The 15804-nt window shown below is 38.3% G+C and carries 12 protein-coding genes; 10 read left to right on the top strand and 2 right to left on the bottom strand.

The annotated features are described in order from the left end of the window. Positions 1–83: 83 nt before the first annotated feature. Positions 84–1559 carry a carboxypeptidase-like regulatory domain-containing protein gene (locus KDU71_RS08785; protein WP_212189764.1) on the top strand — a complete coding sequence of 492 codons (1476 nt, stop codon included), beginning with the start codon at positions 84–86 and terminating at the stop codon, positions 1557–1559. Positions 1560–1635: 76 nt separating this feature from the next. Here KDU71_RS08785 and KDU71_RS08780 read toward each other — a convergent pair whose 3' ends face one another. Further along, entirely contained in the window at positions 1636–1902 is a 267-nt protein-coding gene (locus KDU71_RS08780) for an acyl carrier protein (RefSeq protein ID WP_244828302.1), read from the bottom strand. 174 nt (positions 1903–2076) lie between these two features. Between KDU71_RS08780 and KDU71_RS08775 the strand changes: the two genes are divergently transcribed. After that, positions 2077–3246, top strand: a complete 1170-nt coding sequence (locus KDU71_RS08775; protein WP_212189756.1) for a BamA/TamA family outer membrane protein — start codon at positions 2077–2079, stop codon at positions 3244–3246. A 123-nt stretch (positions 3247–3369) separates the two neighbouring features. Next, positions 3370–3900 carry a DUF4494 domain-containing protein gene (locus KDU71_RS08770; protein ID WP_212189747.1) on the top strand — a complete coding sequence of 177 codons (531 nt, stop codon included), beginning with the start codon at positions 3370–3372 and terminating at the stop codon, positions 3898–3900. Positions 3901–3940: 40 nt separating this feature from the next. On the opposite strand, the gene KDU71_RS08765 is transcribed toward KDU71_RS08770, so the two are convergent. Continuing rightward, positions 3941–5158, bottom strand: a complete 1218-nt coding sequence (locus KDU71_RS08765; protein ID WP_212189745.1) for a transaldolase family protein — start codon at positions 5156–5158, stop codon at positions 3941–3943. Between the two features lie 159 nt (positions 5159–5317). On the opposite strand from KDU71_RS08765, the gene KDU71_RS08760 reads away from it, so the two are divergent. The 7 genes from KDU71_RS08760 (at position 5318) to KDU71_RS08730 (ending at position 15671) form a co-directional block, all read left to right on the top strand. Continuing rightward, positions 5318–6544, top strand: a complete 1227-nt coding sequence (locus KDU71_RS08760) for an L-serine ammonia-lyase (protein ID WP_244828299.1) — start codon at positions 5318–5320, stop codon at positions 6542–6544. A 125-nt stretch (positions 6545–6669) separates the two neighbouring features. Next, the gene (locus tag KDU71_RS08755) at positions 6670–7110 is read left to right on the top strand and encodes an NfeD family protein (RefSeq protein ID WP_212189743.1); all 441 of its coding nucleotides are present in this window, start codon (positions 6670–6672) and stop codon (positions 7108–7110) included. Positions 7111–7140: 30 nt separating this feature from the next. Continuing rightward, entirely contained in the window at positions 7141–8061 is a 921-nt protein-coding gene (locus KDU71_RS08750; RefSeq protein WP_212189741.1) for an SPFH domain-containing protein, read from the top strand. A gap of 249 nt (positions 8062–8310) precedes the next feature. Further along, the gene (locus KDU71_RS08745; RefSeq protein ID WP_212189739.1) at positions 8311–8883 is read left to right on the top strand and encodes an RNA polymerase sigma-70 factor; all 573 of its coding nucleotides are present in this window, start codon (positions 8311–8313) and stop codon (positions 8881–8883) included. 373 nt (positions 8884–9256) lie between these two features. Then, entirely contained in the window at positions 9257–10264 is a 1008-nt protein-coding gene (locus KDU71_RS08740) for a FecR family protein (protein ID WP_212189737.1), read from the top strand. A gap of 156 nt (positions 10265–10420) precedes the next feature. Beyond that, the gene (locus KDU71_RS08735; protein ID WP_212189735.1) at positions 10421–13867 is read left to right on the top strand and encodes a TonB-dependent receptor; all 3447 of its coding nucleotides are present in this window, start codon (positions 10421–10423) and stop codon (positions 13865–13867) included. Between the two features lie 19 nt (positions 13868–13886). Next, positions 13887–15671 (top strand): RagB/SusD family nutrient uptake outer membrane protein, encoded by a 1785-nt coding sequence (locus KDU71_RS08730; protein WP_212189733.1) that lies wholly within the window; start codon positions 13887–13889, stop codon positions 15669–15671. Positions 15672–15804 lie beyond the last annotated feature (133 nt).

Here is a 15804-nt window from a genome sequence, read left to right as displayed (position 1 = left end):
AATATCTGCAAAGGATTTGAAAAGAAAATGATACATTGTAAAGGAATAATCATCCAAATCTAAACTGTAATTGCACCTCAAAAATGAACAGGCACCTTATAAGTAATTTTTGGCTTATCCTTTTCTTCATTTGCTTTTTGCCTGAAACGTATGCGCAAATTACATCTATTAATCAACAAGGCATCACCATAGAGGCCTTGTTTGATTCACTAACCAATCAAACGGCCATTGATATCGCGTACGATGTTAACGCTATTCCATCAGATAGTGCTGTTAATGTAGATTTTCATAATAGACATGCCTTACAAATAGTTCAGGAAGTTTTGAGGAATTGCCAAGTTGACATTACCTACCTCAATGGTCAGATAATAATTAGCAAACAGCTACCTGCACCTCAAAAACCTCAACATATTGTACTTACCGGAACCGTACTGGACCAGTCAGATGGTAATGTACTTCCATTGGTTAACATCTCTGTTATTGATAAACCATTGGGCTCCATTACTAATTCCATGGGGCAATTCGAATTTAAATTGCCCCATAGCTATGCAGGACAACAACTGGCATTTTCTTTCTTAGGCTACAATACAACTTTCTTGGCCATACCAAAGGAGGACTCTATCATTGATATCCGCCTGAGGCCTACGTCGGTGAGACTCGATGAAATAGAAGTGACCTATAAAGATCCTCAAACAATTGTTGAGCAACTTAGAACACATCACCGCAACAACTATTTTGATGCACAAACGGTTCTTGAAGGCTTCTTCAGGGAATCAATAAAACAAGACGAGTCTTACGTCCAGGTATCCGAAGCAATTATTGAAATAATAAAGCCCAACTACTATAATCCATCTAACCTGGAACGTGTCAAATTCATTAAAGGTCGTAAAAAGAACGACCTGCACTCGATGGATTTTATTGATTTTAAGTTAGAAGGTGGCCCATTTCAATTCTCACGTATTGACATTGCCCGTTATCAGGATTTTTATCTGGAAGATAAGCAACTATATAAATACACCTACGATGGCATTGCCGTTTTAAATGATGAGATTGTTTACAAAATCAAATTCAGACCAATAAATGACGATGGCGATTTGCTTTACAACGGCACACTTTTTATCCATTCCGAAAGCTTTGCACTAGTTCGAAGTGAATTTAAACTAACCAATAAAGCCCTGAAAACAAGTGGCAAAACATTAATCAGAAAAGCATCAAGAAAGATTAAAGTAAAGCCCTTGGCTGCCACATACTACATTGATTATCGCTATTGGGAAAATAAATGGATACTTAACCGTATTAAAGGTGAAATTATCATCCGTATCAACGATAAGAATCAGAAAGTCAACTCTGTATTTACAGCAACCACCGAACTTCTGATTAGTGATTGTACCATCAACGAAAAGTACAAGCTTAGGCCTTCAGAACTATACAAATCTAAATATGTACTGGCCGATCAGATTAAAGAAACCGATGAGGAATTCTGGAAAGACTATAATATAATACGCCCCGACGAGGAGCTGGAGAAAGTATTTAAACAAACAAAGGTTGTTTCCAAATAAGTTGATGGGACGATAAAATGAGTGGTTTTATAGTCTTGTTTGGAAACAACCTCATGGGATTGGTCATTGAAAAATCTTATGCGCAATGTTTCTGCAGGTAATCAATTGTCGATTTTACAGAAGTTAATTGCGGTATCTCGTCATTTTGAATAGCCACATCAAAACGTGTTTCTAAATAAAATAAGAAACAATTCATATCTAAATCATCAACAAAAAGTTCTTCACGTAGCGAGGCTTCTTCACTGATTCGGTTCTTTGGCACACCAGTTTTTCTTAAAACTTTGTACAAATTACGCCTTATCGCTTTAGCATTCATATCAAATTCTTTTTTGTTTACATCCATTAGACAATCCAAATACGATGTGGACGTATCTTTTTTTTGAATTTTTTCGAAAAAAATTCAACTACTCGCGAAAAACAAAGCTTAAACTCTGATTACTTGAGTTTTAACAATTATATATTTTTTCACTTTTTTCTCCTTAACTTTGTTAATTGTAACGCCAGTTAAATTATTATTGTGAGAAAGCACATTCTAACCCCCATCATATTCCTAATGACAGTTTTAACCAGCACAGCTCAGGTTGATTCTTTAGGCAATAAAATCCTTAATAATCTTGATTCATTACGATTTGCCGAGATAGAAAGAAGTTCTTTCAAACTAATGCCATACATAGCGCCCAGCTATACTCCAGAAACACAGTTTTTATTATCCGGAGGCGGACTTATCACTTTCAAAACTCATAAGGATAAAATCTTAAATCTCTCATCCATTCCGTTTTCGGTTGGTTACAGTTCCAACGGTTCATTTTCGGTACGTGCCATTAATGTGATTTATTGGAAAGGTGATAAATTACGCTCAATTGGCGAGTTTCAACTGCGTGATATGCCAGATAATTATTGGGGCGTTGGATATGATAATGCTAATTCGGTGCCTAAAACAGACACCACAACCGCCTATTCACGCAACTATTGGCGCTTTTATCAGCGCTTCCTGGTTAGAACCCATGAAAAGATATTTGTTGGTTTGGTGGTAGACATTAATCGCACCAGGGCAATGGACCTGAATCAGCTAATGCTGCAGGATGAAGATGTGTTACATGACGGGACCGACATTTTTAATACAGGTATTGGTCTGGAGGTTAGTTACGACACCCGTGACTTTGTCCAAAATGCTTATAAAGGCGTTTTTATTAGTGGGATATTCACAACATATGCCAAATTTTTGGGAGGCAACACCAATTACAACATTATAGACCTCGACTATCGGCAATACCATGCTATTCAGCGCGAACGCAGGACACTTGCATGGCAGGTAAAAGGACGTTTTACTTTTAGCGGTAATACCCCATGGACAGACAAATCGATGTTGGGTGGTCTGGACAATATGAGAGGCTATACAATGGGGCGATTCCGTGATGACAACATGGTTTTTTCGACCCTGGAGTACAGACATATGTTTAAGCGTAAAAAGCTTAATAAGAAAGGTAATTATAACAGTCGTTTTGGTTATGTCGCCTGGGTAGGTTCTGGTTCGGTTGCTCCTTCAGTCAACGAACTGAAAGATTGGATACCCAATGCCGGCGTGGGTTTAAGAGCAGAACTACAACCACGAATGAATATCCGTGTAGACTATGGATGGGCCAAAGGCGAAAACGGCTTTTACATTACCTTTGCTGAAGTTTTTTAACATCAAACAAACTGTCTATCTGTCACTTTGATAATCCCAAAAACTTCTCTAATCTCCTTTTAACAGATATTGCTTTGGCAAATAGCAATCTATCTTATCTTTGCCCGATAAAAGTATAGTACCATGCAGAATTTATTTGAATGTAAAGTCAAATACGAGAAAATTGACGAACAATCGGGCAAAGAAAAGAAAGTAAGCGAAACATACTTAATTGATGCTGTTTCATTTACCGAAGCTGAGTCGAGAATATATAAAGAAATGGAATCAATGATTCGCGGAGAATTTATTGTGACCAATATCAGAAAGGCCAACTACACCGAGATATTTGAAAATGAAGATGGGGACATCTGGTATAAAAGCAAGGTTTCATTTGCTTCAGTTGACGAAAAATCAGGTAAAGAAAAAAAAGTAAGTAATCAAATTCTGGTATTAGCAAGTAATGTAAAAGATGCCTATGATAAAATTCATCAGGGCATGGGCGGCATGACCGTTGACTTTGACATTAATGCTATTGCCGAAAGTCCTATCCTGGACTTCTTCCCATACTTTAAAGGTGATGAGGTAAATGACGACATTCCTGCCAACCTGAAGCCACTGGCTGAGGTAGCAGACAGAGACGAAAGCCCTGTATCAGATGCAGAAACAGAAGAATAAAACTTTTAAGCCTCGGACCTGAAAAATCCGAGGCTTTTTCTTACAGCACACTGCTTATCTTCGCATCCAGTTGTTGCTGATCGTTCATAAACGATAGCAAGCCTGCCTTATTCAGTAAGGTATCAATCCCTACCTGATAATTTTCGATTTTAACGGCCCATTTGTTATGAACTGGTATTTTACCATCATTTCTTAAATGCTGAATTTCATTATTGTCAAAATCAGGAAAGATATCGTGGCAACCATAATCATTAAAGAGCTCTATCAAGTCAGCTGTTGTATCGGGTGTTTTATGAGCTAAACGCATAGCCACTTCTTTCTCCTGTTCTCTTGCCTGCCAAAGGTGCTTCAGATTAAACTGCCTAATCAACTCATTGGGTATGTTAAACGCAGTACCATTAATATGTGAACCGGTTGGTACATTGCCATTTTTTTGAGCATCAGCAATTACTTTCACGGGTATAGTAAGCACATCAGTGCCAGCCAAACTTAGCAGTTGACCTGCTGACCGTATGCTGGCACCAATAAGTTTAGTATTAGCCAAACCTCTCTCATTTATCTTACGCATACATTTTTGAGTTTCAATGGTCACCTTTTCACCAATTCCAGCGCCATCGCTCAGATTATTATTTATAAAATAAGCTCCCAGCCTTCCAACAAAAACATTACAATAAACAGGTTTAGCTACCAAACTAGCTATCACATTTTGACGCACACTAAAACCTAAAGTCATATTCACCGGAATACCTGTTTGGTGAAGTATTCTGGCCGCTAAAAGTCCTGCAGCTGTAAATGGCACCTTTATTATAAAAAATTGTGGAGCTATAGCATGTAAACGCTTACCTATCTCCACCGTCTGCAAAATATCATCGGCATAATCAGTATGCAATTCAACACTCACCTTACAGTTAAATATGTGAGCCAGGCGCAATCCGTGAATGGCATTGATACCAAAAGCAATCTCTTTCACCAGAACATCTTTTTCGTCCATTTTCAGTTCTTTCGACAAGTGCACAAACGCTTCATCATATACACCCTTCTGAACTTCCATGTTAAGCAAGGTATTATTGGTGGTAAGGGCCGAATATTCAGAAGTCCAAAGCTCTCGTGCACTATCTATATCGCCCGTGTCCATCCAAAGATGACTGCCGGAAGTTAAATATTGCGACCAATATTCAGAATGCAATTGTTTAAGATTAGTATTGTCAAACTGATTGGCAAGATGGTAGATTGATTGGTTAGATATTGGATATTTCATAGCATGGAGGATTAGTTACTATAAAAATAAGCGATAGAATTCTGTATTTCAAGATGAAAGGCCAATAAAATAATTGACAAAAATCACCATTTATTGAATGCATTAACAAGAAAAGCAATCATGCACTTCACTACCTTTGTAACACAAAAAATAAGGATTATGATGGAGTCAATTAAAGAAATATATAAAATTGGCAGCGGCCCTTCTAGCAGCCATACAATGGGACCTAAAAAGGCAGCTGAGATGTTTATCAAACGTCGGCCTGATGCCGCCCGGTATAAAGTTACTCTCTATGGAAGCCTGGCTGCAACAGGTAAAGGTCACCTTACCGATTACGCCATTGAGCAAGTATTTGAAAAAAATAACTACCCCTTAAGTGTCGAATGGAAACCTGAAGAGTTTTTACCTCGCCACTCCAATGCCTTAACTTTTTACGCCTACAATAGTAATGATGAGGAAATTGACAGATGGACAGCTTACAGCGTTGGTGGAGGTACAGTTGTTGATGATTTTACCAAAGAAGAAACAAAATCGATATACGAACTCACTACCCTAGAAGACATTCTCAAATGGTGCGAAGAAAACGGTAAACAGCTTTGGGAATATGTTGAAGAAGTTGAAGGACCAACCATATGGAAATACCTTGCTAAAGTATGGAAAGTAATGAAAACGGCCATTGATAAAGGACTTGACGAAGAGGGTGTTCTTCCGGGCTCATTAAAGTTACCCCGAAAAGCAGCCTCATACTATATCAAGGCCAAAAACTTTAGTGGTAAAATGGAGCGTCGTTCAATGATTTTTGCTTTTGCACTGGCTGTTTCTGAGCAGAATGCATCAGGCGGTAATATTGTAACAGCACCTACTTGCGGCGCCAGTGGAGTTTTACCAGCGGTACTAAAGTTCGTTGAAACCTATTATGGGGCTTCCGATAAAAAGATTCTCCGTGCACTTGCTACAGCAGGACTAATAGGAAATTTAGTTAAGTACAATGCCTCCATTTCGGGTGCTGAAGTTGGATGCCAGGGTGAAGTTGGCACAGCATGTGCCATGGCTTCGGCAGCTGCCACACAACTTTTTGGAGGAACTATCTATCAAATTGAATATTCGGCAGAAATGGGACTGGAGCACCATCTAGGTCTCACCTGTGACCCAATTGCAGGCCTTGTCCAAATTCCATGCATCGAGAGAAACGCCTTTGCAGCTGCCAGAGCATTAAATCATAACACCTATGTGCTATTATCTGATGGCAGACACCGGATAACTTTTGATGAAGTGGTAAAAGCTATGAAACAAACCGGTCATGATTTGCCAAACATCTACAAAGAAACCTCCACGGGTGGTCTGGCTGTATTTCATCAAGCACGCAATATCATGAAGAACACATAAATCATTAATAATCTGAGAGGTTAATTACTAACCTCTCTTTTTATATTATATTTCCATGTAATTATGTTGGTTGAACTAATAGTTATGTTTATATTTAAAATACAAAACCAAACACAACAAAACATATGGAAATCTTATCCAACGAAGCAGTTATCTGGTTCATTGCAGGTGCTGCGCTACTACTACTCGAATTTGTTATTCCAGGTGTATTTATTTTATTTTTCGGAATTGGAGCTTGGGTAACTGCCTTGTGTGTGTATCTCTTTGAGCCATCATTGGCCATGCAATTTCTGATTTTCAGTAGCACTTCAGTGTTATCGTTAATCTTACTCCGCTCATTTTTACTCAAGAAACTCTATAAAATGCCCGATCCGGTTGTTGATCCTGATGAAGAGTTTATTGGTGGTGTAGGCGAATGCATCGTCGATATCAGGCCCGATGTAGATGGTAAAGTTGAATTCAAAGGAACAAGCTGGACTGCTTCAGCTGGAACTGAAATAAATCCAGGAACAAAAGTCAGAATCATCAGAAAAGTAGGCTTGCTTTTGGAAGTAGAACCTGCCTAAATTTATTTAACCTCTTATTTTATTTTACTTATGGATGCACAAAGTATAGTATTTATTGTTATCGGTATTATTGTATTCTTTATTCTGCTCTCTTGCATTAAAATTGTACCGCAACGCTCAGCATATATTGTTGAACGACTGGGCAAATACAATGGCACATTAACTGCAGGATTCCATTTCCTGATGCCAATCATTGATAAGGTTTCATACAAGCACACACTAAAAGAGGCAGCTATTGATGTGGCTTCACAGTCGTGTATCACAAAAGATAATATTGCAGTGGAAGTAGATGGGGTGCTGTATCTGCAGATAATCGACCCGCAAAAAGCCTCCTATGGAATTGACAACTACGGCTTTGCCGCCATACAAATTGCACAAACAACCATGCGTAGTGTCATTGGTCGCTTAGACTTAGACAAAACATTTGAAGAGCGCGAAACAATTAATACCAGCATTGTAAATGCAGTTGACAAAGCCAGCGATCCTTGGGGAGTGAAGATTACCCGCTATGAAGTGAAAAACATCACTCCACCGCAGAGTATTAAGGATGCAATGGAAAAACAGATGCGTGCCGAACGTGAAAAACGCGCAATGATTGCCGAATCGGAAGGTCAGAAGCAAGCCAAGATTAATGTAGCCGAAGGTGATAAGCAAGAACTGATTGCGCGCTCAGAAGGTGAGAAACAGAAGCGTATCAATGAAGCTGAAGGTAAAGCAGCCGAAATTGAATTTGTGGCCACAGCAACTGCGAAAGGAATACGCGAAATTGCATTGGCCATTAATGAAAAAGGTGGTATTGATGCTGTGAACCTGCGGGTAGCTGAACAATACCTTGGAGAATTTGGCAAATTGGCTAAAACCAATAACACCATGATTATTCCATCCAATATGTCCGATATATCAAGTATCATTGCAACAGCCACTTCGGTTCTTGATCAAACCAAAAAATAATCTTTTAAGAAAGCGAGTCAGAAGGCTCGCTTTTTTTTGCACGACACCTTACAAATAAATTGTTATTAGAATCAACAATAACAACTAAAAGCAACACAAACAAAGACTGTTACAACTATAATTCCCACCTTCAATTCAAAGTCAATCATACCCCATTAAAACTACTAATTAATTCATTCCTCTTTCTTTTTTTTTACTTTTATCCCGAAAATGCACTGATAAACATTTACCCAAAATAATATTGCTCGCATGGATAGGGGGGATAACTTCCTGATAAAGGAGTTAAAAAAAGGAAACAAAGACGCTTTTGAATTTGTGTTCAAGCAATACTATTCGTCGCTATGCTTGTATGCGGCAAAATACCTTTCAGGTGATTCAGAGGCCGAAGATATTGTTTCTGGTTTCTTTTTAAATTTCTATAATAAGCGGCATATACTGCAAATACACACTTCATTAAGAGCCTACCTCTATCAATCAATCAGAAATCTCTGCCTAAACCACTTGCGAGATTTCAAAAAACAGACGACTCTAATTAATCAGGAAGACCGAGCTCATCTACATGCATTTGAATACAATGAAACAGTATACGAAACACTTATAGGAAAAGAAGTAGAACAGAAGATTACAGAAGCCTTAGAGCAGCTACCTGAACAATGCCGCATTATATTTGAGATGAGTCGTTTCAAAGGAATGAAATACAAGGAGATTGCCGAAGCGCTAGATCTTTCTGTCAATACCATTGAAACACAAATGTCGCGTGCCCTGAAGAAATTAAGAGAAGACCTAAAAGAATACCTGCACTTAGTCGTTGGATTCTTGTAAAATTTCAATAGATAACGGATGGATACTGACTAAATTATTTCTAACAAACTCATCTTAAATCTTATAACCAGCAAATTTCCTATTGAAAACATAATACTTATAAGTTTAATGTTTGAAACACTTTACATCTAATCCTTACACTCCTATCAAAATCGGATCGGATATTATCTCAATCATATACACACTTCAATAACAGATACAAAATATATCGCTTCAATCCATCTCAGTTGAAATTAATAATTAACCACATCTCATTGATTTAGTTACAACTACACCCAAAAACACTAAATTTTTAAATAAAATATTAAAATAATTTAATTTTCATGTGGCGGTAAATTGTTTCTCTAGTGTCTTAGAGTTAAAATACAATATAATGCCCAAAGAAAAAGATAAGATCAATCATATAGCCCGATATTTGAATGGCAATAGAGACAGTCTAACCCTTTCAAATATAAACGAATGGCTGGAGGAGAATGAAACAAACCAGTTGATCTTCGATGAAATACGCGAAATCTGGCATTCACTTGATGCGGAAGAAGAAAAGAAGCGCTTTAATGTTAATGAAGCATGGGCAAAATACAGTTCATGGATTGATCAGCAGCAATCAAATAAAAACCAATCTATATTTAAACGGTACCTTATACAAGCCAGTAAATATGCAGCCTTAATACTGATAGCCATTATGAGCACCTGGTTAATTTTTGATTACAATTCCAATAATACCCAAGATCAATCTTTTATAGCTGATATACCTTTAGGTCAAACAGGTACAATTACCCTTAATGACGGAAGCCAGGTAACTCTTAATAGTGGTTCAAGACTTACTAGCCTCTCAATGGGTAAGAATAATGAAAGAAGGGTAAAACTTAGTGGAGAAGCTTATTTTAAAGTAGCACATAATCCAGACCTTCCATTCTATGTTGAAATAAATAATATCAATATAAAGGTATATGGTACTGAATTCAACGTGAATGGATATAATGAGGACAACTTTACAGAAACAACGTTAGTTAAAGGTAAAGTAGGCATTCAATTAAATACAGGGACAGAATATATTCTTAAACCTAATGAAATGATTCGAGTTGCAAGAGACAATAGTACTGAAATTGTAACAGTCCCATCTGCAGCTCAAGAAATCAACTGGTTGAAAAACATGTACAAGTTTAAAAATCAACCACTCAATGAAATTGCTAAACACATTGAACGTATGTACGGAATGAAAGTGATAATAGAAGATCAACAGCTAGCCAAAGAGAAATATACAGGGCAGTTCACTAAAAACGAATACATCGATATTGTGCTGCAAAGATTGGTTATGACCTCACCATTTAAAATAGACTATGACATAAAAAATGAACAAATAACAATTTATAGAAATTAAATCCTAATATAAAAAATCAGCATATGAGATAAACCAGGAAAAGAAAAATCGAACTAGGGGATGCTCCAACATCCCCTAGTTCTGAACATGCTCCAACATGTTCAATAAAATGTTATAGCCTGCTACTGGCACAAAACACTTTAATATTTCAAAAATATGAAAAAAAATTCACCGGACAGGTATGTCCTGTTTAAATCATTACTAGTCATGAAGCTGACAGTATTACTACTACTTGTTTTTACCATTAATGCCTTTTCGTCGGTCTACTCACAGAAAAGCAGGGTAACCATCAATTTGAAAAATGTATCCCTCGAAAAAGCACTTGAAACGATTGAAAAAGAATCTGATTATAAATTTTTCTACCACAACGAAAGAATTGATTTGTCAGAACATGTATCTGTGGAATTGGAAAATGCAACAATTGAGGATGTACTATCCAAAATTCTAGATAGCAACAATGTCGATTATAAGATTATCGATCAAAGCATCATCCTAACGGAACCCGCTCATTATCTACCTAATGGAGCCCAACAACAAACAAAGATAACTGTTACAGGTGTTGTTAGGGATGCTGCAGGCGATCCACTGCCTGGAGTAACAGTACTTGAAAAAGGCACCACAAATGGGTCAATTACTGGCATTGACGGCTCCTACTCTATTATTACCGATAACCAAGATGCTACCATCCTATTCACATTCATCGGGTTTGAAAAGCAAGAAATCAAAATAGCTGGTCGTACTTCTATTGACATCACTCTTATGGAAGAAACAACCGGCCTAGATGAAGTGGTTGTGGTAGGTTTCGGAACCCAGAAAAAGTCTAATGTAACAGGTGCAACAACAACTGTTGCCATGGAAGATGTACTAGGCAACAGGCCAGTGACCAATACCATGCAAGCCATTCAGGGAACGGTACCCGGAATGCAAATTACAGTTCCATCCGGAGAACCAGGCGCTACTACAAGTATCAACATCAGGGGTACCACTTCCATCAATGGAGGTAGTGCATTGATTTTAATGGATAACGTACCGGTATCATCTGAAGATGTCAATCCCCAGGATGTAGAGTCAATTACCGTACTTAAGGATGCCGCTGCCTCATCCATTTATGGTGCCAGGGCTGCCTTTGGAGTTATTTTGATTACCACCAAAAAAGGAGGAAAAGACCAACCAGTAAAGTTTAACTATTCAAACACTTTCAGTTTTGGTACGGCAACTGATATTGCTGAAAAAGAATCGACCTATAATTTCGTTAATGCAATGAATGACTGGGGAGTAACTTCGTACTGGACCAATCAGGACATCCCAACCTGGGTTAACTTTCTGGAAGAATATAAGAATAACAAAGGACTTTATCCTGAAGGCTATGCCACGGACGAGTATGGCGTAAGATATCCCTTAACCAATACAGGAACTATAGATGAGCTAATCGGCCAGGGATCATTTTCACAAATTCACAACTTCAATTTTAGTGGAGGAGGTAAAAGATCTCAATACCGCGTATCACTTGGTTACAGTGATGAAAATGGTATCATGGTGTCTGAAAACGATCGCTATACCAAGTACAACTTTGCCACCTATTTAAGCACTGACTTAACTGACAATTTAAAGGCCTCTGTTAATATTGCATACCGTAACAGTTCAAAACTTACACCACGCACGAGCTATTACAATGCAGTTACAGCCAAACCGTGGACACCGGCATCAGGAAACTACACTCTTGAGGATGGAACTTCTGTGCCTTATGATGCTCCTTCTAATCTGGCAAAATTGCAGCAACCAAATGAAGAGACACAAGGTAACATGCGCTTATTAGGTAAATTGGAATATGAGCCATTCAAAGATTTGATTTTGACAGGAGAATACACCTATGAATCAAAGAATCAGAATAACTACAGTATGGATGAGCAGTTGGACTTTGTGGATGCTAACCGCTATACCTTAAAAGAAGGAAATTCTGAGAGTACTTTTTATCGCAAATCGAATACACAAAGGACCTATAACGCAACTAACTTCTATGCTAAATATAAGAAGCAAATTGGCAATCATCATTTTAACGCATTAGCTGGTATCAATAAAGAAGAATTTCATTCTGAAAACTTTTGGGCCAGAAAAGCAGAGCTTTTAAATGCAGACTTACCTGCCTTATCAACAGCTACCGGAACGATTACTGCCGACGACAGCTTTGGCGAATGGGCCGTATTGGGTTACTTTGGACGGATCAATTACAACTATAAAGAGAAATACTTTATTGAGGCCAACGGACGCTACGATGGTTCCTCTAAATTCGCAGCACGTGAGAAGTACGGTTTCTTTCCATCTTTTTCAGTAGGCTGGAATATGGCCAGAGAAGAGTTTATGTCAAACTTCGAAACCATCTCACATCTGAAGTTAAGAGCTTCATGGGGCGAAATAGGCAATCAGGAGGTTAATGGTAATTACTTATCCATACCAGGTATGCCTATCACAAATGCAAATTGGATCAATCCTGATTCGGGCTTAAGATACAATACTGTTAACCCACCAAGTTTAGTTAGCCAGACTTTTACCTGGGAAACAGTTCAAACCCTTAACTTCGGATTAGATGTAAAATTACTTAATAACAGATTGAGTACTTCTTTCGATGTTTTCAATAGAAAAACATTAGGCATGATTACGGCCGCCGTTAAGGTGCCGGATGTGCTTGGTACAGTTGCTCCGCCTGCCAATGCAGCAGATTTGGAATCACGTGGTTGGGAACTAGAGATATCATGGAATGATCGCATCAATGAATTCAAGTATAACGTAGGTTTCACACTATTTGACAATAAAGCTGAGATCACAAGATTTGATAATCCTGCCGGGCTAATCAGCACCTATTACGAAGGACAGATCCTAGGTGAAATTTGGGGCTATGAAAGTGATCGCTTTTATACGGTTGATGATTTTATTGAAGGAAGCTTAAATGATAATTTAACAGGAGGAACCTTAAAGGAAGGTGTTCCTGCATTTATTGGTCGTAATCCAAATCCTGGTGACATGATGTACAAAGACCTGAATGGCGATGGCGAAATCAGTCCAGGAAGCAGCACGCTAAGTGATCCGGGAGACCGAAAAATTATTGGTAATAATAAGCGTCGTTACCAGTATGGTATTTTTGGTAATGCATCATACAAAAACTTTGATTTCTCATTCCTTCTGAACGGAGTTGGCAAACGGGATTTGTATATCAATAACAACATTCGATTCCCTTATACCGGGGAATTTAATACGATGCATAAAGGTCAGATGGATTATTGGACACCTGAAAATACCGATGCCTATTTTCCAAGAAATTATGACCTAGGCGGTGTTAACTATGGAAACAGTCGATTAACACAAACTAAGTATCTGATTGATGGCTCATTCCTGCGCATCAAAAATATTACACTCGGTTATACATTGCCACAATCACTATTGAGCAAAGTAAACATTGAGAAATTCAGAATTTACGTATCTGGAGAGAATCTTCACAGTTTTGATAATATGCCTGATGGTATTGATACTGAGCTGCAATCAAAAGACCAAGGTTTTTACTATCCGTTGATAAGAAGCTTTAACGTTGGTTTAAATGTTACTTTTTAATTTTATAAAAGCTACAGAAATGAAAAAAACATATAGCGTATTATCGGTTTGCATGATCCTGCTTTTTGTAGGGTGTAGCGATGCATTTTTAGATAAAGCCCCACTAGATCAGCTTTCAGAGCCAACTACTTTTACTACTGATGCTAATTTTGAAACCTACTGCTGGGGATTTTACAATACTTTCCCTGGTTTTGATCTTACCCCAACCAATAATGAGTGGAATGGCGATTTGATGTGTCAAGGCTCTGGTAGTATCGGTCGTGATTGGCTCTGGCAAAATGTAGTTGAGCCGAACAATGCTGATAGTTGGACAGATCCATACGAGAGAATTCGTCGAATTAACCTTATGTTGAGCAATCTTGAAGGCAGTCAGTTGGATGAAGAAGGACAGAAGCACTGGCGCAGTGTCGGATACTTTTTCAGAGCCTATGAGCATTTTCAATTGTTAATTAAGTATGGTGAGTTCATTTATTTGGATGAGTTAGTTAATGAAACAGATTTGGATGTGTTGTATGGACCTAAAACATCACGTGATGAAATTGCTGCTATGATGTTAGCGGATTTGGAATATGCAGAAGCTAATATCCGAGCTGAAGGAGATAATGTCGTTGACCAAAGTGTTGTACGCGCATTAATCTCACGTTTTGGGCTGTTTGAAGGTACTTGGCGCAAATACCACTCACTGGGTGATGAAACTAAATACCTGCGTGCCAGTGCGGATGCCGGCATGGCACTTGCCCAGTCTTTTCCTAATTTGCATGGCAATTATGATCAGGTGTTTAATAGTACTAATTTGAATGGAACGAATGGCATTCTTCTTTATAAGGCCTATGAATTTGATGTAATGATGCACATTCACACATCACGCCATCGTAACTCGGCAGGAAACTGGGATATCACCAAACGCGGTATTGACAAATTTTTATGCAAGGATGGTGAAACCATATGGACAAGTGCCATGTTTGAAGGCGATGTAAATGCACCTGAGGATCCATATACTGAATTCAGAAACCGCGATGAACGATTGTATTATATGACCCCTCCACCATATCAGGTTGTGCCAACTGGTCAAAAAACATGGGAATACGATCCGGATCCAAAACACCGTGAGTATATTGATTTGATGAGCACTTTATCGGATGCCAATCATAAGCCATTGCCTCTAAGTAACTGGCAGGGTATCATCCTAAAGCAAGAGCCCCATTATCGTAAAAGCAATAAGGGACAAGGCTTTATGGTGAGCTATACTGGCTACCGTTTTCATAAGTATTACAATGAATTTCATACCGGAATTCAAAACAAAGAATACACTGATTTTCCGGTATTCCGCATGGGTGAGGTATTGGTTAACCTGGCTGAAGCTCTGTTTGAGCTAGGTGAATTTGATCAGGATGCTGCCAATTTAACCATTAATAAATTACGTGCTCGTGGAAATGTAGCAGCTTTAGATATTGCTAATTTCGTTGATGATCCAACGCGTGACGCTGATGTGGACCGTGTACTTTGGGAAATCAGGAGAGAACGTGCAGTTGAATTAATGGGTGAAGGTTTCCGTTTCGATGATATCAGAAGATGGAGAAAAGCCCATGAGTATGGAGCGCTTGAAAAATTAGGCAGGTATGTCAATAATGCCAACTTCGGCAACAAACTACCTATTCAGGGTGGCGCTTCTGTAGGTTTTGTTTCTCCATGGGGCGTGCCTCCAGGATTCCCAGAACATTACTACTTATATCCTATTCCATTGGAAGAATTGGCTTTGAACGAAAAACTGGTTCAGAATCCAGGTTGGAAAAGAGCAGAATAAGAAATCTGATGAAAAGTTCAAAATTCCATCACATTTAATTAAGTCAGCCTGTCTTAAAAAGCAGGCTGACCTTTAATTTTAATAAATTTTTATCGCCAGTGATTATTCACCAGTAGAGACCTAAATATTTTGG

This window comes from Carboxylicivirga sediminis (assembly GCF_018156225.1).
In the GTDB taxonomy this organism is placed as follows: Bacteria; Bacteroidota; Bacteroidia; order Bacteroidales; family Marinilabiliaceae; genus Carboxylicivirga; species Carboxylicivirga sediminis.
Note: the sequence above shows the minus strand (reverse complement) of the source record. Positions and strands in the feature narration are given on the sequence as shown.